Origin of the sequence: Hymenobacter aranciens (assembly GCF_030580865.1) — a bacterium.
In the GTDB taxonomy this organism is placed as follows: Bacteria; Bacteroidota; Bacteroidia; order Cytophagales; family Hymenobacteraceae; genus Hymenobacter; species Hymenobacter aranciens.
Genome location: NZ_JAUQSY010000014.1, coordinates 89,432 through 110,481 on the forward strand (window position 1 = coordinate 89,432; position 21,050 = coordinate 110,481).

Consider the following 21,050-nt stretch of genomic DNA (forward strand, 5'->3'; position numbering starts at 1 on the left):
ACGGAGCTTGGCGCAAAAGCATTCGCGAATTAAAGCGCGATAGAAGCGCCACAAGTAAAGAGTTTGAGTTGTGGGTTTCTCAACAAATTTTTGGAAGCAAATCATCCGGAAATGGGCAAGGAAGTTTATGCACAAAGAAGCACTATCTGTCTAATGCTTGTGGCAACTCTCAAGAATGAAACACCTGCTGCCGGTGCCAGGCAAACGCCTCCAACGACGGCCGATGTTGCGCCGGCAACATCAGTTCCACTCCTTCCAACTGCCGAAGCTGAAATGAGCTGTTGGCGTTCTCGGTGAAGGCAGAGGAAAACACGACGCGGTAGTTGGCATCCACGGTCAGCAGGCCACGGTCAAAAGCTCTATGTAGATTTGGGCAAAGGGCAATGCCATTGGTTAGCGTATTATCAAAGCCCAGCGCAAAGGGCTTGATGTGGCAGGCATCAACCATTGTGATACTGAACGTCGCCGCTACGTGCAAGCCGGAAATGCAGCAAGTATCGTGGTAGAGCTTCAAAATCTCACGGCGGAATACAGTGCCCCTGTTATACACTTCGATGGCATATTTCTCCGGCTCTGCCTTTTGCGCCATTGGGGTTTCTGCTTCAACCCGCAGCTCTTGCATTGTCGCCTGATATTCCGCTTGGTTCTCATTCACGATTTCACTCTCCAACTTTTTTACGTAGCTCGCGCTGTCGTCGGCAACAAAGGGCACCGCCTGCCCTAGAAAGTAGCTATCCAACAACTGCTGCCGCAATTCCTGCCGGGTGTTAGGCTGAATGAGCAACGCCGTTAAATTGACGTCAAGCTCCGCATAAGCTACCGCCGCCGACAGGTTGACAAAGCTGCGCATCGAGCCCCCATTTTGCACCCAAACCTCACAGCCAGGCATAGGATGCAGGCGCCACCAGCCGCCTTTCTCATTCGACAAGTGGTAAAATGGCAAAGCAAAAAGCTTGTTATGGCCTGTCGTCACCAGCGCATTCCAGTAATTGGAAAAGGTCCGGGTTAGCTCAGGCGTTATCATCACCTGATTCGTAGTTATCCGTCCCATTGCGTACTCATGCAGGACACTCAGCAACAGAACAGGCTTATGTGGAGCGCCCCCGTTTTTAGTGTCGCGGTTGAGCTTGCCGAAAGCGTGGCGGTAGTAGTTGAAAATTCTGTTGGTGTCCATGGTATAGGCGGGATTAATAGCCGGAAAGTAAAGCTAAAAAGCCTCAGCCGCCCATCGCCGCTGAGGCTTCCCCGTTCTTCCCCGCCCTAAACCCTGGCCGAACCTACTCCCAGCGCTTTCCATTGTTTTTGCACTGGTCTGACACCAGATTATTCTGGCAGTAGGACTCCTTGGGGCCGCTTGCGCGGCCCCCTTTTTTTTCATCCTATTCGACATTAGTGAAAAAGCCCCGGCCGCACATCGCAGCCGGGGCTTCCCATTCCCGCACCAGCCGGGCGCTGGCGCTAGATAGTATCCCCGCTCGGGGTGTATTCCAGCCGGTACTCGCCCGGCCCACCCTGCCGCTCCTGCAGCACCAGCAGGAAGGGCGCGTTCGGGTCCGGCCCCAGCGTGCTCAGGTCGGCGATGTAGGGGCTTTCGCGGTACTTCACCACCCGGCCGCGGCCGTCGGTGGGCAGCGCGTCGGGCGTGTCGGCCAGGTAGTAGCGCAGCAGGGTGCCCTTGCCGCTCTTGTTGCGCAGCGTGCCCGCCGCAATGGTCACCTTATCGCGGCGAATCACCACCTCCGGGATGCCGAAGTGCGTGGTGCCGCGCAGCACCTTGGGCCGCCGCGCCCCCGCCGTGTGCTGAATGCGGCGCAACTCCAGGTAGCGCGTCACCAGCTTCGGAAACGCCAGCTCCTGGCCCTCCACCAGCGGGTCCAGCTCCTTGTCCAGCCACTCGCGCACGGCCGTCAGCGCCGGGCCAAACTGCGCCGTCGCCGTCGTCTGCTTGCTCTGTTGCTGCCGGGTGGCCCCGGCCGTATTCTGCAGCGTTTCGAGCTGGGTAGCCAGGCCGTCGCGCACCGTCTCATCGTAGCCCACCTCCTGCAGCGCCTTGGCATCCAGCGTCGGCGGCGTATCCACCAGCACCTGCAAGTAGTCCAGGTAGTCCTTATCGGGTCCCTTCTCCATATCCTTCACGGTCGGCTTCAGCGCTTGCAGCACCAGCGCATCCGTACACACCAGTCCAATCTGCCGGCGCAGCACCGAGGCGGGCCGGATGGTCGCCGTCTTCAGCTCGTCGCGGGTTTGGGTAATGGTGGCCGTGCCCGGCTTCTGGCCCTGCCCCTGCTGCCGGGCCGCCCCGATGCGCAGGCCCAGCTCCGTAATCGCCTTTTGCAGGCGCGGCACCGCGTTGCCCAGCGGGGCCCCGTCGCCCAGCAGAAAGGTATGTTCTCCTTCCGCCATCTTCAAAAAATCGTCTTCGTCGTTTTTCATGAGTATTTGGTAAGAAAAAAAGTAAAACAAGCCCGCACCGGCCCGGCCAATGCAGCGGCAAGTAAACGAATTTTTCATTACCTGGCATCTACCCACCACGGTATCGCTACCAAAAAATATGTTGCCGGCAGCAGCCTGATGGTCAGCAGCACACGCCAGAGTAGCGCAGCAGCCGGCCAGGGCTGTTTTTCCCGTTGCCCGCCCCTGCCCCACCTCGCCGCCCCGCCCGGCTCCGGCAGCCCCCTCCCCCCCTCCCGCAGCCTGATGCCCGACTCACGCAGCGCGACGCCCGACTCACGTAGCGCGATACCTGACTCACGTAGCGCGATACCCGACTCGCGCAGCGCGATACCCGACTCGTGCAGCGCGATACCCGACTCGTGCAGCGCGATACCCGACTCGTGCAGCGCGACACCCGACTCGTGCAGTGCGACGCCTGACTCGCGTAATCGTCCCCTTCCCTCCCACCCACAAAAAAAGCCCCGGCCAAGGCCGGGGCTTTTCCAATGAAGCTGGTAGCCGGTAGTCAGTAGCCCGACGACGTCCGACTACCGACTACTCCATAATCGCTACTCAATAACCACGCGCTTGGTCACCGTCAGCGCGCCGGCTTTCACCGTCAGCGAGTACACGCCCGGAGCCAGCTCCGTGGTGACGAATTCGCTGGTCGCGCCGTGGGCCGACATCGGCAGCGTGCGCACCGTCATCACCTGCCCGAGGGCGTTGAGGAGCGTGGCCTGCACCTTGCTCACGCCGCCCACCGGGGGCAGCTGCAGCGTGAAGCGGCCGTGTGCCGGGTTCGGGTACAGGCTCACCAGAGCGGCGTCGAGGCTGGCCTGGCTGGCCAGCACGGCAGCCGGGCGGAACACCAGCGTGAAGCGGCCGCCGATGGTACCGGCGGGCAGCGTGCACTGGTAGCTGGCGCCCGGCGTCAGCAGCGTCGTGGTGCCCGTCAGGGCATCGCGCAGCTCCACGGCCGTGCCCGGCGTGAAGTTCTTCAGCTGCGCCGCCGTCAGGGTGTAGGTGCCGGCCGCGGGCGAGCCCACGAACAGCGGCACCACCACGGCCTGCGTACCCAGCAGCGGCAAGCCGTCGATGCTCAGGTTGTGCAGGCCGGCCACGGCACTCAGGTTGAGGCCGTCGGTGTTAGGCAGCTTCACGGCGTCGAAGGCCACATCCTGGTCGGCCGTAGCGCCCGCCTGGAAGTACACATACAGCGGGTCGGTGCTGGTAGCGCTGCTCAGGTCGAGCTGCACCAGCGGCCGCGTATCGTTGGAGCGGTAGAAGGCCGGCGAGTTGCTGTAGGTGGTCGTCCGGATGGCATTGGTCAGGCGCAGGCTGCCGGCGCCGGGCTGGGTGGCCCGCACGAAGAAGCCCTGACCGGTTGCAATTTCCTGCGCCCCGCCGATGTTGTTCACAAACGACACATACTGGCCCGTGTACTGGCCCGTCGAGCGGTACACGTACACGCTCTGGTCGAGGTTGGTGAAATCCGAAGCCGCCAGCGCGTTCCAGTTGATGGGCGACGGGTAGGGGTTGCCGAGCAGGTGCCAGCCGGCCTCTGCCGACGGGCCGTGCGTCAGGCCCGAGGCCATGATGGTGTCGTTGTTGAGCGTGCCGTTGAAGTCGACCAGCTCGCTGGCGGCGATGTTCACGGTGTAGCCCTTGGTCACGGTCAGCGCATCGCTGAGCGCCGCGGGCGACACCCAGCCCTTGTTGAAGTCCGAGAAGTTGCTGGTCGTAGTGGCGATGCGGTTCTCATCGTAGCCATACACCGTGGGGAAGGGCGTCACGAAGCCCGGCTGGGCCGAGGTGTTGTAGGCCGGGTTCACCACCGGCACAAAGCCACTGGTTTGCAGGTCGCCCACCGTCGAGCCCGTCACCGGGGCCGAGTAGTGGCGGTAGCCCAGGCCCGGGTTCACGCTGGGGTTAATCCAGCGCTGCACCGTGGCCGTGCCCGTTACCACGCCGTTGGTGTTCACCACCACGGCCGTGCCGGCGGCGCTGCTCAGCAGCGTCAGCGGCTGGCTGCCGGTGGCCAGGTTGCCGTTGGTCAGCGTCAGCAGCTGCACCACGCTCAGGGCCTGGGTCTGGGTCACGCCGGCCGGGTTGTTCACCGTGAGGCTGCGCACCGTGGCGGGCAGGCCCGCGCCGGTCACCTGGGCCAGCGTACCGTTGTAGATGTAGTTAGCATCGGCGCTGAAGCTGCGCGTGCCGGCCACCTGAATGGGGCCGTTGGCGCCGGTCAGCGTGAGGCCGGCCGGGTCGCACACGCTCAGCGTAGTGCCGGGCTGCATCACGAAGGAGCCGCTGCCACCGATGGTCTGGCAGTTGGTGTTCAGCGAAGCGCCGGTGGCCAGGGTCAGGGTGCCGTTCACCGTCACGGGGCCGCTCAGCGTGGCCGTGCCCGTGATGGTCAGGTCGCAGTACGTGCCGCTCACCGTGGGCTGGTTGCCGCTCAGGGTCGAGGTGCCCGTCGTCAGCGTCACCGTGCTGGTGGTGGTGCAGTTGGTGGTCAGGTTCGTCGTCAGCAGCGAGATGGTGTAGGTGCCACCCGCGCTGGGCGTAAACGTGGTACTCTGGGCCGAAGCATTGGCGAAGGTGCCGGTGCTGGGGCTGGCCGAGTAGCTGTAGCTGTAGTTCGGGTTGGTGGCGCTGCCGCTTAGCGTAGCGTAGTTAGCCGCTGTGTTGAACACGCCCAGCGTTTGCGGGGCCGCCGCAGTAGCCAGCGAGAAGTTGGCCGCCGTGTTGTTGTCGACCGAAGCCGAGCGGATAACGCCCGAAATACCGCTGGTCGAAGGAATGGTGCCGCTAAAGTCGGCTGCCGTCACGTTGGAACTGGCCGGGAACAAGGCGCCGTTCAACGCAGCTACGTCAACGATAGTGCTTCCCGACCGCAGCACATAGCCCGTGCTGGCCGTCGACTGGTAGTCGATGCCCGTCACGTTGGTCGAGAAGAAGAATCGGTCAGTCGGCGAGTTCGGGGTGCCAGTGCCTGCACTCGTGGTTTTTCCTACCGTCAGCACGCCACCAACCGGCACGATGGTATTGGCCGGGAAGGTAATGCTCGTGTTCAATACGCCGGTATTGCCAGCGCCGGCCAGATAGTAGCCGTCCAGCGTCAGGCCGCCGGCATCAACTGCCACGCTGCCCAGGTTGCTGATTTCAACAATCGTCTCGGCCGTGCTCGGAATGTAGCTCGGCACCGTGCCCAGCGTGGCCGTACCAGAGCGGTTTATCATCACTTCAGTGATGCGGAACACCGTCGGGTCGCCGTCTTCGGCATTGCGGGCCGTGAGGGTAGCCGGGGTGCCGGTGCACACCGTGGTGCTGGGCCCGGTCAGGGTCACCACCGGCGCCGGGTTCACCGTGATGGTGAAGGTGCGGATGGCCTGGCACGAGCCCGCGCCGCCCGTGGTGCTGTTGGCCGTCACGGTATAGGTCGTGGTCACGGTGGGCGTCAGCGTAGCGTTGGCCGAAGCCGTGCTGGGCTGGCTGATGCCGGCGCTGCTGCCGCTGGGGCTGGCCGTGTACACGAAGTTGTTGTAGAACGCATCGGCCGTAGCCGTCACAGTCACGCTCGAACCAGCACAGATGGGCTGCGTGGTGCTCGGCGTCACGGCAAAGGCCGGGGCGGCCGTGGCATTCACGGGCACGGCCACGCGGCTGCCTTCGCACTCGCCGGTCAGCTGCCAGTCGTAGAAGTAATAGTAGTAAGCCGCCCCGCTGCTGAAGGTGTTGCCAGTAATGCTCACGTTGCCGGAGGTGCTCACGAACGGATACACCGCCCCGCTGGTGTTGCGGTAGGCCGAGGCCGTGCTGCCGGTCGAAACGTGCTCCAGTTGCTGGCCGGTACCAGCCACCAGGTTAAAGTTCAGCGGCACGTAGGTTTTCACGTTCAACTGGGCTGCCGTAAAGGTGGGCGTCACGGTTTGCAGCAGGGTGCCCGCCGAGTTCTTGTAGTTGATGACGAACGTACCGGCCACGGTCGGGTACACGTACACGCCATTCAGCGTCGTGGGGGACTGCACATCAAACACCATCGCGTAGGTGGTGTTAGAGCCCCCGCCAGCCGTGCCGATGGCCGTGTTCGTAGCCGGACCCACCATGTCAACACCACCCGTTACGCCCGCGGCGTAGAAGTTGGTGGTGCCGGCGGTCAGCGTCGGCGTCGTGAAGGTGTACACGTTGCCAGCCACGTTGGTCGGCGTCAGGGCCGTACCGCCGCTGGCCGCCGTGTAGAGGCGGGCTGCCGTCTGAGCAGCCGTTTTCGTTACCGTGATGGTCGTCGTATTGCCTTCGCACACCGTGCCGCCGGCCGTGGCGCTGGCGGGCTGCGGGTTGTCAATCGAGATGGTAGCCACGTTGGAAGTAGCCACGTTGTTGCCGCAGCGCACCTGGGCGCGGTAGTAGGTCGTTTGGGTAGTCGGCTGCGTGGTGTAGGTGGCCGAGGTAGCGCCGGCAATGTCGGTGAAGCCCGCGCTGGCGCTGGTCGTCGACGACTGGAACTGGATAGTACCGTTGGCCGAGCCCGTCAGGCTCAGCAGCTGGCCCTGGCTGTAGCAGGCCGTAGCCGCATTCGGCGAGAGCGTGCCCGCCGTGGGCGCCACCGACGTCACGGTCGGGGCCGGCGTCAGGGTGTTGTTGCCGGGGTTGCCGTCGCCGGCAATCGTCACCGAGGGCGTGAGGGTGTAAGTCCCGGTCGCATTCAGGTTGGCCGTCTGGGCCAGGGTCACGTTCTGGGTGGCGCCGGGGGCCAGCGTGCCGGTCGTGATGCTGCCCGTGAGCGTAGCCGTGCCCGCCCCGCTGATGGCTACCGAGATGGCAGCCGGGGTGTTGGCAAAGTTCAGGGCCACGGTGCCCACGTTGCGCACCGTCACGATTACCGTATCGGCGATGCCGTAGCAGCTTTGGCCATCCAGCGGCGCCAGCAGGGCCACCAGGGCCAGGTCGGTCGGCGAGGGTGTAAACTCGTAGGCGCCGGGGTCGGGCGCGGTCGCGTTGCGGGTCACGCCGGTGAAGTCGGTGGGCGTGCGGGTGAGCACATAGGCAATGCCCGCGTTATTCACGGCCGAGGCCGAGGGCCGCAGGTTGCCAGTAGTCGGCGCCGCGAAGAGGGGGTCGGCCTGCACGCTGTTCTGGTCGTAGGCGTTGCTGTTGGCGGTTTTCCAGTTAGCCAGCGTGGCATAGCTGGTGGCATTGTAGTAGCCCGTGCTGAAGCTGCCGGTACCATACAGGTCATTGTAGTCCGAGTAAATGCCCGAGGTAGCAGTATTGAAGTACAGGGCGTGCTTCACGTTGGTCCCGGTGCGGGTCAGGCTCACGATGTTGTTCACGAACTCAATGTTCGTCGCCAGAGCGGTTTGGTAAAAACCACGGGTGGTGTAGGTCGAAGTAGCCGTCGAAGCCGCGTTGTCGAGCGAAATCGAGTTATGGTAGTAGCGGCAGTAGTCCGAGGCGCTGTTGTAGATACCGTACTCCGTACCCGAACCGTTGAAGTTGTAGATGAGGTTATTCACTACATCGTTCTCGGCACCGGCCGCTCCATCGCTGCCGGTAAAGTACAGGCCGTAAGCCGCGCTGGTCGAGGTCGGGATGCCGGTGAACGGGTCGTGGATGCGGTTACGCTCCACATCGGCTCCGCCCACACCGCTCAGGTAGATGCCGTAGAAGGTAGTCACGGTATTGCCGGCTGCCGCGCTGCCGCGGGTCGGGCGGCTCACATCGTTATCGATGATTTGCGGGTTCTCCTGGTTTTCGATGTCGATGTTGTAGCTATACACATCGCGCAGGGTATTGCCGCTCACCGTCAGGCCGGTGCTGCGGCTGGCGGCGCTGGGGCCCGTGATGAACACACCGTAGTAGCCCCCCGATATCGTGTTATTGGTAATGGCCAGGTTGTTGGCCGCATTACCCACCGCCGTTACCGTGGTGCCGCTGCTGGCGGTAATGCCAGCCGTGGTACTCGCCGTAGCGGCGGGGTTCACCGTGATGGTGCAGCCGTTGATGGTGTTGTTGTCGGCGGCATTGGTCAGGCGGATACCGGCCGCGGTAGCCGTAGCCGTCGCGGCCACGGTGAGGTTGTTTATCGTCACCCAGTCGGTACCGTTCAGGTTCAGCACGCCCAGGGCGGTCGTGCTGGCGGTGGTAGCGCCCGAAGTCAGCGTGCGGCCATTACCGTTGATGGTGATGGTGCTGGTGCTGCTGGTGCCGGCCACTTCGCCCACAATAAACTGCTCGTTGTAGGGTCCGCTGCCGGCCACCACGTTGAAGATAACGCTGCCGGCAATGCCGCCTTCGTTGAGCACCGTCGACACATCGGCGAAGTTCTGGAAGTTGGTGCCGGTGCCGTTCAGGGCCGTTGTGGGGGCGCCGCTATTGATGGTGTAGGTGCCGGCGGCCAGCGCCGTGCGGAACGACTCCGAAATGGTGTTGTCGCTGGCATTGGCATCGGTGAAGCCGTTAGGCAGCGAGGCCGTCACGTTCAGCGTGTTGTTGCCCACCACCAGCGTCACGTTGTTGGCCGCCGAGAAGGTAACCGTGGTGCTGCTGCCCGAGGCAATGCTGAGGCCGGTGAAGTTCTGCGTCACGGCAGTGCCGCCGTTCAGGGTGTATACCAGGCGTACGCTGGTGAGCGTGGTGCCACCGTTGTTCTGCACCGTCACGGCCACCGTGCGTGGGCCCGCTCCCACCGGCGGCACCGGCGATACGAAGGCCGTCAGGGCCACGTCGGCCGAGGGCGGCGTGAACTCATACGCCCCGATGTCGGGCGGGCTGGTGCGGTTGGTGGTGTTGGTAAAGTCTTTGGGTACTATCGCTCCCAGGGTGGCATCGCCGGCACCGTTCAGCACGGCCGAGGAGGGCACCAGCGTGGCGCCCACAAAGCTGGGGTCAGCCTGCACGCTGTTCTGGTCGTAGATGCCGGGGTCGGGCGCACCGGGGCCGCCGGCCGTCTTCCAGTCGGCCAGCGTGGCATACAAGATGCCACTGTAGGAGCCGGTGTAAAAGTTGGTGCCCGAGCCCACGTACAGGTCGTTGTAATCCGACGTGATGTTGGAGGGCGTCGGAGTAGTAGTATTGAAGAACAGCGCCACCCGATTGCCGGTGCCGCCTTGCGCCACGTCAATGATGTTGTTCTTAAGCTCAATGCCATCAGCCTGCACGGTCTGGTAGAAGCCGTAGGCTAAGGCCGTCGAAGTGCTGGCCGTGTTGTCGAGCACCACCGTGTTGTGGTAGTACTGCACGTAGTTGGAGCCGGAGTTGTAGAGCCCGTAGACGGGGGCGTTGCCGCTGTTGTTGAAATTATACAGCAGATTATTCACCACCTGGTTGCTTTCGCCCGGAATGGCATCGGCCGAAACAAAATAGATGCCATAGGCCGCACTGGTGGAGGCGGCAGCAGCCGTAAAGGTGTCGTGAATCCGGTTGCGCTCGATGCGCGCGTTCTGCGTGACGCCGGTGATGTAGATACCGTAGAAGGTCGACAGCCCGGTGCGGGTTACGCGGCTGATGTCGTTGCCCACGATGCTGGCCCCGTCGCTCACTTCCACATCCACACCGTAGAGGTAGAAGTTGCTCACGGTGTTGTTGTTCACCTGCAAGCCCGTGAGTATGCCGGTGGTGGCGGTGCCCGTCACAATCACGCCGTAGTAGCCGCCCGTAATGGTATTGCCGTTCACCCACAGGTCGGTGGCGCTGCTGGCCGAAGAGGCCGAAGTCAGCGAGCCGCTGACGGCCACGCCGGCATTGGCAGTGCTGGAGGTAGCCGTGGCCGGGGCGCGCAGCACGTTGTTGAGAATGCGGTTGCCGGTGGTGCCGCCCACCATGTGCACGGCAATGCCGTAAGTAGCGCCGCCCGATACGTCGATGGTCAGGTTGCTGATGGTTACGTAGTCGCTGCCGTTGAGCTGCACTGCGGCTGGCTGGGCTACTACTCCCGTGTAGTTCAGCGTCTGCTTGCTGGCGCCGCCATCCACCGTCACGCGGTTGGTGGCGCTGGTGCCGACGATGTCGCCCAGGGCAAACTGCTCGGTGTAAGGACCGTTCAGCACGCTGATGTTCACGGGGCCGCTCACGCCGCCATTGTTCAGGGCCGTAGCTGCTGCCGTGAAGCTCACGAAGTTGGTGCTGCTGGCGGCGGCCGACTGGTTGATGGTGTAGTTGCCGCTCAGCGACGTGTACACCGTTGTGTTCAGCACGTTATTGGTTGGCGTGGGGTCGGCGCTGCCGTTGGGCAGGCTGGCCGTCACCACGAAGGCATTGCCTCCGCTCACCAGCGTGGCCTGCGTCGTAAACGACACGGTACCCGTGGCGGCCGGCGCGATGTTGAGGCCGGTGAAGGCCTGCGACACGGCCGTGCCACCGTTCAGCGTGTACTGCACCGTCACGGAGGTGAGCGCAGCGCTGCCATTGTTTTGCAGCTGTACCGTCACGGTTTTAGGGCCGCTGGTGGTGGGAGCTGCCGGGGCCGTCAGGGCCAGCACCTGCACGTCGTTCGGCGGGCCGCTAAACTCATAGGCCCCGATGTCGGGCGTAGCCGAGCGTGCTACGCCGGCCTGGTCGTCGGTCACCCGCTTGCCGGGGCCGGCAATGTTGGGGTTGCCTACGTTGTTGAGGACGCCATTGGTGGGGTGGTAGTCGGTGCTGCTCACGAAGAGCGGGTCGGCACTTTTGCTGTTGGCATCCAGGCCACTGGCACTCTGCCAATCGGCCAGCGTGGGGCGGGCGGTGCTGCTGTAGTAGCCCACATTGGCGTTGGTGCCGCTCACGTACAGGTTGTTGTAGTCGGAAACGCCGGTCGGGGTCGAGCTGCCGTAGTAGGCATACTTGGTACCGGTGCCAGCGCGGGTGATGACGATGTTGTTGTTATACACCTCCGCGTTCGGGCCCGCCGTAACCTGGTACACCCCGTAGGTGGTGCTGGTGCTGGCCGTGGTGTTGTCCGATACGATGGTATTGTTGTAGAAGCGGGTGTAGTTGCCACCCAGGTACATGAGGTACTGCGTACCGGTGCCGCCCAGGCTGTGCAGCACGTTGTTGATGTACTCGTTCGGGGCGGCCGCCGTGGCCGCCACGCTGGCATACAGGCCATACAGCGATGAGGCGTTGGCCGTCATCCCATCAAACATGTTGTGAAACACGTTCTTTTCAATCCGCGCCCCGGTGGTGCCCGTGCCCATTTGCACCAGGTAAGTGATGGTCGAGTTGGTACGGGCCGGGCGGCTGACGTCGTTGCTGATGAAGCGCGGATTCGTCTGCTGCACTGCGTAGCATTGGTAGGCATACACTTCGCGCACCACGTTGTTCGTAAACACGTTGTTGATGCAGTTGCCCGCCGTTACGCCGGCCGAAGTACCGTAAGCCAGCAGGCCGTAGTAGCCACCGGTCACGGTATTGCCCGTGATGGTATTGTTGCTGGCCGTGCCACCCGTAGTACCCGAAGTAGCCGAAGCGCCAATGTGGATGCCCCCCGACGTAGAGCCGGTAGCAGTGAGCGGAATGTTTACCGTACAGCCTGATACCGTATTGTTGCTCGAAGCCCCCAGAATGCCAATGCCACCCACGGTAGTGGTGGTAATAGCAGTGTTGGTCACGGTCAGGTTATTCACCGTCACCTTCGAGGTGCCCGTGGCAAACGACAGCACGTACATGTTCGTGCTGGTAGTGGCGAAGGTCAGCGTGTTACCGTTACCGTTGATGGTGGTGGTAAACGCTCCCGGCGTGTAGGCCGGAATAACGACCTGCTCGTTGTAGGAGCCGCTGCCCGCCACCACGTTGAAGGTTACGTTGCCGGTGTTGGTCGAGCCGTTCAGGGCCGCCATGGCCGTCGCAAACGACACGTAGTTCGTGCCGCTGGCGGCCGCGTTCTTGTTGATGGTGTAGGTGCCGTTGAGGGCGTGGGCGGCGAAGCTGCTCAGCAGCAGCACCAGTCCCAGCAGCCCCTGCCGCCCTATCACCACCGAGCGTCCGGATGCCGCCCGGCTCAGCCAGGCCCGCATCCGCTGCGGAGTAATTGTTTGCATGAAGTAAGAAGTAAAAGTGGGGGAATAAAAAAGTAAAAACGTACTACTTGCCACGCTTGGCGCCAGGCGCCCCCGCATGGCAGGGTATTTTTTGACAATCAATGAGCTAAATCACCCGTGCAAGCTATTTCAGCTGCTTCCGGTTCCGCCGGGCCGCCACAATAAAAAGGGCTGACCATGTGGCCAACCCTTTTTACCAGCGGTTATTGCAGTATCACTTTGCGGCTGATGAGGGCATCGCCCACGCGCAACTGCAGGGTATAGAGGCCGGTAGCCAGGCCTTTCACGCTCACGGTCTGCACGGCGGTGCCGCCGTGCAGAGTCAGCGTTTCGGTGAGCACGGGCTGGCCCAGCATATTGAGCAGGGTGGCCTGGGCGCGGGTGGCAGTGCCGGCCCCCTGCAGGGCCACGGTCAGCTGGCCGGTGCTGCTGGGGTTCGGGTACACGCGCAGGGCGCTGCCGGGCAGGCCGGCGCGGCTGCTCAGGATGGTGGAGGCCACCCCCACGGCGAAGGCGCCGGGCGTATCACCCGAGCCGTAGCCCGACACGGCCACAAAGTAGCGCTGGCCCGGCACGAGGCCGCTCACGGTGAGGGTGCCCGCTGCCTGGTTGCTGCCCAGGCCGCGGCAGCCCAGCTGCGTGAAGGAGCCCGTGCAGTCGGTGCCGCTGAACACGCGCATCATGCCGGCCGGGTTGCCGGTCACGGTTACATCCACCGAGCCGCCGGGGGCCGTGAACTCAAACCACACGTCGGTGGGGTTGCTGGCCGGCGAGCAGGCCGGCACAATGATGTCGTTGTCGAGGCTGGCGGTGGCACCCACGTTGGAGCTGTTTACCAGGGTGGGGGCAGTGCCGGCCGGGGCCACGGTGAGGGCCACGGCACCACAGGGCTCGTCGTTGGTGGGCACGGCCACACGGGTGCGGAAGCAGATGGGGCCAGCCGTCGGGCTGTCGCCCTGGGTGCCACCGCACTGCTTGGTCACGTAGAAGCAGTACTCGGTATCGGGCGTCAGGCCCGTCAGCGAGGTCAGGTTATTGGTGAGGCCCAGCAGGATGGTACCGGTGCCGGGCACAAAGCCCGTCGGGCCATATTCCACCTTGAAGCTCTCGCCGGTGATGGCCGCGCCGCCCCAGGTGAGGTCGGCTGAGGTCGCGGCGATGTTGTCGGCACCCGGCGCGGCGGGCTCGATGCAGGTGGCCGGAGCGGTGGCGCACACCGTGAAGCCGCCTTCCACGTCGTTGCCCACTTCCCACACCCGCAGGTAGAGGATGGCCCCGGGCGTGAGGCCAGTGGCGTTGATGAGCGAGAAGTTGCCAGTTGCATCGTTGTCGTCGCACTCAATCTGGGTCAGGGCGCCGCAGGTGCCCGAGTACAGCGCCATGCCGGTGTCGGTGATAGTGCTGCCCACGAGGGCGCCGGTTTCGAGGTTCAGCTGGCCGGCCAGGGGCACGGTTATTTTAAACCACACATCGCCGCCCTGGTAGTTGGCGACACCCGACGTAGGCGTGGTGCAGTTGGCTGGCGCCGGCGCACCGGCCGAGCCCGAAGCCCCCACGTTGGTGCCGATGAGCGGCGTGGTGCAGCTCGTGACGCCCAGCTGCACGGGCAGCTCAATGGCGCCGGCGCAGTCATCGTTGGCGGGCGGCGTGGGCGAGTTCGTCACGCACAGCGTGAAGTTGCTGTTGCTGGCCGTGGGAGCGGCGTTGGCAAACGAGTAGATGCGGATGTAATAGGTCTGGCCCACGGTAAGGCCGCCCACACGCAGGGTTTCAACACCGCCGGCAAGGCTCTGGTCGGCGCATTGCACACTGGTGAGGCTGCCGCAGCTGCCACTCAGCACCTGCAGCACGCCGTCGAAGCCGGTGTATTCGTCCATCGTCACGTCGTGCGAGGTGCGCGTGGCCACGAAGGAGTACCACACGTCATCGTCGGGGGTACCGAGGGCGGGCGAGCACACCGGCACGCTGGCACTGGCCGTCGAGCGGAAGGTGGTGCCCAGAATGGGCGAGCACACCGCGCCCGGCGTCACGGCCAGAGCATTGGCGCATTCGTTGTTGGTGGGGATGCCGGCCGGGGCCGTCACGCAAATCAGGAAGGTGCCGTTGGCGGCCGTGGGCACGGCCGTACCCGACGAGTACACCCGGATATAATAGGTGCTACCAACCGTCAGGCCGGTAGCGGCCATTACTTCCACGCCGTTGGCGGCGGTGGCATCGAGGCACTGGCGGCTCATGAGGGTGCCGCAGGTGCCGCCGTACAATTGCAGGGCGCCATCGAAGCCCACGCCTTCGGCCAGCCGGATGTCGTGGGCCGTGGCCGTGGCCACGAAGGAGTACCATACGTCGTCATCCGGCGTGCCGGTGGTGGGGGTGCAGGCCGCCGTGGCCGAAGCCGAGGCCTGGAACACCGAGCCGGCCACCGGGTTGCAGTTGGCGCCCGGCGTCAGCGGAATGGCCGTGGCGCAGTTGTCATTGCCGATGCGCGTGGTGAAGGTAACTACCGACGAGGTGCCGGTCTGGCCGCTGGCGCACACCTGGGTAACGTACACATCGTAGGTGGTGTAGGCCGCCAGCGTACCGATGGTGTAGGGCGAGCCCGTGACGCCCGAAATGGTGGTGCCGCTGCCGGGCGTGAAGCCCGTCGGACCGTACTCAATTGTGTAGGGTCCACCCGCGCCGGAGAAGGTCACGGTGCCACTGTCGCTGGTGGTGGCCGAAATTTGCACACCGCCCGGCGCCAGGCACGACGAAGTGACGGCAATGTTCACGTTGTCGAGGCCGATGTCGGTCGTGCCGTTGTCGCTGCGGGCCAGGAAGCGTATCACCGTGGTGGGCGATGTCAGGGTCAGCGGCAGGCTTTCGCTGCGGAAGGTAGTGGTAGCCCGGCTGCCCAGACGAATCAGCCGCGGGCCGAAGGTAGCGCCGCCGTCGGTCGAAATCTGTACGAACAGCGAGTCGGTGCCGTTGGTGTTGATGTGGTCAAACGTCAGCTCCTTGGTGCCGGGCGCGCTCATGTCCACGTACAAATCCATGATGCCCTCCAGGCCGGCCGTGGCAATGTAGGAGTGGAAGCGGGCTGAGAAGCGCCCCTGGCTGGCCTGCGGCGTGTAGCCGCCAAAGGTGGGGCTGGTCCAGTTGGCCCCGGCGGGGTCGTCGAAGCGGCGCCAGGCGTTGTTGCCCACCACGGGCGTGGTGCGCCAGCTGGGCGAAGGCGCGTCGCGGATGCCGCACACGCTTTGCCACACGTTCTCGAAGCTCTCGGCTACCGGCAGGGGGGCGTAGGTGGGCGCATTCACGAACACGCGCACGGGCGTGGACGTAGCCGACTGCCCGCCGCAGGTGGTGCGGGCGCGGTAGAAGCGCGGCCCCGACAGCGCCGGCGTGGTGTAAGAGAAGGAAGTAGCGCCGGGGATGTCGGTGTAGTTTACACCGTCCGTCGACTGCTCGTATTGATAGGTCTGGCCCTGACCATAGCTGGCGCCGGTCAGGAATACCGTGGTGCCGGCGCCGGCGCACAGCGTATCGGGCTCAGCCACGGCAGCACCGGCCAGGGGCGGCGACACGCAGGGCCCGCCCGGCGCGTAGGTAATGCGCAGCGTGGGACGGCGGTTGCCGTAGGTAGTGGTCAGGTTGGAAGCGGCGGTAGCCGCCAGGTTGGAAGCGTAGCCCAGCGCCTGGCCGGTAGCCGGGTTGGTTACGAAGTTGATAGCGGCCGTGGCCGCCCCGCGCTTCACGTGGTCGGTGAGGATGAGCAGGTTGCCGCCCTGGTACACGAAGGGTTGGTTCAGCGTTACCACAAAGTAGGAGCCGGCAGCGCCGGTTACTTGCTGGTTAGTGTTGGTATACACGGGTGTGGCCCCGCTGCTGAGCGTAGTCCAGGTTTGGGGTGAGGGCAGGGTCGTAAGAGCGGTGTTGTTCATCAGCACCGAGAACGTGTTGCTGCCGGTAAGCTCGGCGGCAGTCGATTTCAACCAGGCCAGTTCCGTGATAACAGCGCCGGCGGGCAGGTTCAGCTCCGAGGCGCGGTACAGATGGGCGTAGCGCGAATAGTCGAACACCGACGTGGTGGCCGAGCGGTAAAACGGCCCGTAGAGGTACGAGCTGGTGGCCGGACTTACCACTGGCACCGCCGTGGACCCGATGGTAACGGTTTGGCCCTGCGCCCGGCCCAGCGTGAGCACAGCCAGCAGCACCGCCCAGGCCAAGGGCCAGCGGGCAGAGTTGCGTAGAGAGTTTTGCATAAAATAAAGAAAGAAATGGGGAAGGTTAAGGGGGGCGCTGAATGCCCGTTGGGAGGGCATAAAATTGCTAAAACGGTAATCCAGCCCCCATAGATACGACTTTTTTTTGGCATTTCATAGCCAAAATCGGCGTTAATTTCATTTTAATGCCACCTCCGTTTTTCCATGTTTGTGGCTGCGCTCAAGCGGGCTTATTGATTTTGCAGCAGAAATCACCAACGAAAGCTGAATTTTCATCCACGGCGTTTCCCAGCATAAATTCATACCTTGAAATAAGCCTGGTTAACGAGCCCAAAACATTATACCGAATTACCAGTTGCCACGCCCCGCCGGCTTCCATGGCTGAGCTTGCAAATTGTACCATCGGAGGACGCCGCAATTTTAAGGAGACACGACAGCAAGCCCCGGCGAAGCATCGTCAGTAGCCCTGTCTTACTCTCCATAACTGCAAATCGCGGCCAAGCGTTGCCCGCCGGTACCACCTGAGGGGGCATCCGGTAGGCTCACGCTTCTCCCCTCCCCTCCCCTACCGGGGTGGGCGGGGCTTTGGTTGGGGCAGGGTTACCGGCGCGGGCTTAGCGGGCCAGCACCACGCACTCCACACGGCGGTTGCGGCGGCGGCTGGCTTCGGTGGTATTGGGCACGGCGGGACGGCTGCCGCCGTAGCCAGCCGTGCTAAGACGCTCGGCGGCAATACCCTGGCCTAGCAGGTAGTTGCGCACGGCCTCGGCGCGCTGCTCCGACAGGAACTGGTTGGGGCGGGGGTTCTTGTCGTCGCCCACATTGTCGGTGTGGCCTTCGAGGCGCAGGCGCAGGCCGGGGTGCTCGCGCAGGGTCTGGGCCAGGCGGTTGAGCTCGGGGAAGGAAGCGGGCAACAGCTTGGGCTGCGACTGCACGAAAAACAGGTTGTTGAGGGTGATTTTTTCCTCGACGGGGACTTTGGGGGCGGGCACCGCCACGCTCTTCACCTGCCCCGGCACGGCGGCGGGGGCGGTGCCGCCGGCCAGCTGCACGGGCGCCGCCGCCAAGGCCGCCACCGGGGCCATTAGCGGCAGCAGCAGCAAGTCCTGCTCTACTTCGCCGTAGCGAGTCAGGCTGGTCAGGTCCACGTTTTCGTTCACCGAAAGGTAGACGGCGGCCGAGGCGCGGAAGCCGAACTGGCGTCCCGCCGGCAGCACTATCTTGTAGCGGCCCGTGCCCAGGGCGGCAGCCACGGTGCCGGCGGCCTGCCCGCCGGGCAGCTGCTCGTAGGCAATGTCGGCCCCGCCGATGGGCTCGCCGGTGCGGGCGTTGAGCACCCGGCCGCGCACCAGGCGGGTGGCTTTGGGGGCCAGGGCGGGCGGCAATGCGATGCGGTAGAGGTCGAGGTTGCCGGCCGGGCCGGTGGCGCTGAAGTAGGCGTAGTCGCCGGCGGCGGCCAGCGTGAAAAAGCTTTCGTCGCCGTTGGTGTTCACGGCCGGGCCCAGGTTGAGGGGCGGGCTCCAGCTGGTCCAGGAGTCGTCGAGGCGGCGGCTGACGAAGATGTCGAGGTGGCCGTAGCCGGGATGGCCGTTGGAGGCGAAGTAGAGCGTCACGCCATCGGGCGCCAGGAAGGGGCTGATGTCCTTGAGCGGGGTGTTGAGCACAGGGCCCAGCGCCCGGGCCGGGCCGTAGGAGCCGTCGGGCTGCCGAAACTCGACGTACAAATCGGAGTTCGGCGACTCGCGGCTGTCCAGCTGCTTGGAATACACCCGCAGGGTGCTGCCCGCATCAAACGTGTAGCTGACCCGCTGGCCCGGGAAATCGGACTTGCGCTCGACGGCTACTTCGGGGATGCTCCACGAGCCGTCGGGCTGCTGGCGGCTGCGCGACAAGCCGCTTCTGGACAAGTAGCTGCCGTCGGCATTGTAGCGGCTGATGAGCAGCAGCTCGCGGCCGTCGGGCGAGGTCCAGGCGGGGGCGTTGCTGGCTTCGTTATTGATGGGGCGGCCCAGCGACTGCGCCGGGCCCCAGCTACCGTCGGGGCGGCGCTCGGTCAGGTACACGTCCTTATCTGAGACGTTAGCATTCACGGTGCTTACCTTGCTGATAACCCGGTGAAAGAAGATTCGCTTGCCATCGGCCGATACCACCGGGCCTACGTCGGCCAGCGCGGGGTCGCTCACGGGCGGGCCTAGGCGCTCACGCTTGAGGCCGGCCGGCAGGTTGGGCGCCAGCTGAATAGGGGCCGCCCGGTGCTGCACCCGCAGCCGCCGCAGCACCAGCTCGCCCCCCGGCCCCCGGGCCACAAAACCAACCTTTTTCCCGGCCGGGGCCTCCCAGGCCTGCTGATGCACCAGCTTGTCATCAACGCTTATTTGCAGCTCATTGACTACGCGGGCTACGCGCAGGCGGTGCCAGTCGGCGGGCGCGGTCAGGGCACCTTGCTTTAGGGTGGTAGCGGTGGAGTTCAGCACGCGCTTGGCCAGCCACTGGCCGGCGGCGGTTAGCTCCAGGGTGTTGTAGGAGCCTTTGGTGTAGCCCCACACCAGGCCGCCGGTGCCCCGCAGTTCGACATCGATACTGAAATCGGCATCGTAATTAACGCCCAGGGTTTGAGTGATGAAGCTGCCGCCTTCCGGTGGGCGCCGCAGCGTATAGGTGCCGGCCAGGGTGTCGATTTTGCTGTCGCCGGTGTCGTCGGAGCCCACAATCCAGCTGTTGCTGTTATCGGCAAACCGCTCGTCGAGCAACACCGTGGGCACCAGCGCGGCGGTGGGTTGGGCAACGGCTGCCGGCCGGGCAGCCAGGGCCAAGGCGAAAGCGGCCACAAGGGCTAGGCAAGGATTCAGCTTCATCCCGCAAAGCTCTGGCTCCGGGCCATACGGCGCCATCCGGGCCAGCCCTGATTTTTACCCGGCGGCGGACGGGTTTGGCGCGGCCGCCAGCGCGGCCAACTGCTGCGTCAGCGCGGCGAAGCCAGGGCGGGCGGCGGGCTCGGCGTGCAGGCAGGCGGCGTGCAGCAGCTGCAGGCTGGCGGCCACGGCGGGCACCGCCTCCAGCGCGGGGCAGCGGGCCAGCAGCTCGCCCAGCAGGTGGCCGAAGGCGCGGGCTTCCAGCCGGGCCAGGGCCGTAGCGGTGGCTACGTCATCGGGCGGGAAGAAGCTGGCGGCCCCGAAGTCGCCCAGCAGGACCGTGCCATCAGGCAGGTGCAGGATATTATGGGCGTAAAGGTCGCCGTGCGTGATGCCCTGCTTGTGCAAGTGCGCTACGGCGCTGGCCACGCCGTGGGCCAGCTTCAGCAGCGCGGGCAGGGTGAAAGTGGTGCCGGCCGCGTACACGTCGCGGGTGCAGGTGACGAAGCTGGGCGGCCCCGCCAGGTTTTGGAAGACGGGGTCAATTAATTCCATCACCAGGCCCGGCGCGCCCACCGGATGCTCGCTAACGCGCCCCTGCACCGCAATCAGATTGGGATGCGGGCCGGCGCCGATGCAGGCATCCATCTCGCTGGCGGGCAAGCCGTCGCTGGTCACGGCCCCTTTGAAGAGCTTCACGGCCACGGGCTGGGGCACGGCCCCAGCGGCAGGCTCCCAAACCGCTTGGTGGATGATGCCGGAAGCGCCCTCGCCCAGCAGGCGCCCCAGCGTGAGCCCGGCCCAGGGAATGGCGGGCACCGGGTGGCGCGCCACCGTGGCGGCCTCGGCCCCGGCATCGAGGGGGTTGCCGGCATACGCCAGCCAGGCCAGGCGCGGCAGCGTGAACAGCCAGGCCGGCAGCTCGGTGAGCTGGTTGGCCGCCAGGCGCAGCAGCTCCAACTGGTGCAGCTGGGCCATTTCGGAAGGCAGGGCGGCGAGGCGGTTGCCGGCCAGCATCAGCTTCTGCAGGTGCTGGCAGTGGCCCAGCTCGGGCGGCAGGCTGGTAAGCTGGTTGTCGGTGAGAATGAGCCAGCGCAGCCGGGGCGGCAGCGCGGCGGCGGGCAGGGTGTGGATGCGGTTGGCCTTGAAGCCAATCATGGTAAGATTCTCGCACTGGCCCAGCACGGCGGGCAGCTCCTCAAACAGATTATCGGAGCAAAAGAGGATGCGTAGCTGGTGCAGCCGGGCAAAATCATCGGGCAGCGCAGTAAGGGCGTTGCCGCTCAGGTTGAGGATTTCGAGGGTATCGGCCAGAGCGAAGATTTCGCGGGGAAACTCAGTGAGGTTTTCGCTGAGGTCGAGGCGGGTGGCCCCGGCGAGCTGGCCGGCGCGGAGTTGTTCGAGGGTATGCATGAGCGGGCAAAGGTCGGGCTGCTGGCTAGGATGCACGGCATTCAGCGCAATAAATAAGGAGTTAGCCTCTCAAAAAAGAAGCCCCGGCAAATTGCCGGGGCCTCTCCTGTTCACAAAGCAGTCGGGAT

Annotated in this window: 6 protein-coding genes; all 6 read right to left on the reverse strand. The window is 64.5% G+C overall.

Features of this window, described 5'->3' with window-relative positions; genetic code table 11:
• Nucleotides 1–169: 169 nt before the first annotated feature.
• The 6 genes from Q5H93_RS19030 to Q5H93_RS19055 all read right to left on the reverse strand — a co-directional run bounded on the left by Q5H93_RS19030 (nt 170) and on the right by Q5H93_RS19055 (nt 20,922).
• Nucleotides 170–1,174, reverse strand: coding sequence for an HNH endonuclease (locus Q5H93_RS19030; RefSeq protein WP_305008240.1), 1,005 nt, complete (start codon nt 1,172–1,174; stop codon nt 170–172).
• Nucleotides 1,175–1,458: 284 nt separating this feature from the next.
• Complete coding sequence (locus Q5H93_RS19035) at nt 1,459–2,433, reverse strand: hypothetical protein (RefSeq protein WP_305008241.1); 975 nt, start codon at nt 2,431–2,433, stop codon at nt 1,459–1,461.
• Between the two features lie 569 nt (nt 2,434–3,002).
• A complete protein-coding gene (locus tag Q5H93_RS19040; RefSeq protein WP_305008242.1) occupies nt 3,003–12,455 on the reverse strand; it encodes a DUF8693 domain-containing protein in 9,453 nt (3,150 codons plus the stop codon).
• A 203-nt stretch (nt 12,456–12,658) separates the two neighbouring features.
• Nucleotides 12,659–16,696: a DUF8696 domain-containing protein gene (locus Q5H93_RS19045; RefSeq protein ID WP_305008243.1), complete on the reverse strand. Its 4,038-nt coding sequence runs from the start codon at nt 16,694–16,696 to the stop codon at nt 12,659–12,661.
• Between the two features lie 575 nt (nt 16,697–17,271).
• The gene (locus Q5H93_RS19050; RefSeq protein WP_305008244.1) at nt 17,272–19,485 is read right to left on the reverse strand and encodes an OmpA family protein; all 2,214 of its coding nucleotides are present in this window, start codon (nt 19,483–19,485) and stop codon (nt 17,272–17,274) included.
• Nucleotides 19,486–19,566: 81 nt separating this feature from the next.
• On the reverse strand, nt 19,567–20,922 hold the full coding sequence (locus tag Q5H93_RS19055; protein WP_305008245.1) for a leucine-rich repeat-containing protein kinase family protein: 1,356 nt from the start codon (nt 20,920–20,922) through the stop codon (nt 19,567–19,569).
• Nucleotides 20,923–21,050: the final 128 nt, after the last annotated feature.

Coding starts and splice junctions, on each gene's coding strand:
- Q5H93_RS19030 (WP_305008240.1), bottom strand. CDS start 1,174: ATGGACACCAACAGAATTTTCAACTACTACCGCCACGCTTTCGGCAAG.
- Q5H93_RS19055 (WP_305008245.1), bottom strand. CDS start 20,922: ATGCATACCCTCGAACAACTCCGCGCCGGCCAGCTCGCCGGGGCCACC.
- Q5H93_RS19045 (WP_305008243.1), bottom strand. CDS start 16,696: ATGCAAAACTCTCTACGCAACTCTGCCCGCTGGCCCTTGGCCTGGGCG.
- Q5H93_RS19035 (WP_305008241.1), bottom strand. CDS start 2,433: ATGAAAAACGACGAAGACGATTTTTTGAAGATGGCGGAAGGAGAACAT.
- Q5H93_RS19040 (WP_305008242.1), bottom strand. CDS start 12,455: ATGCAAACAATTACTCCGCAGCGGATGCGGGCCTGGCTGAGCCGGGCG.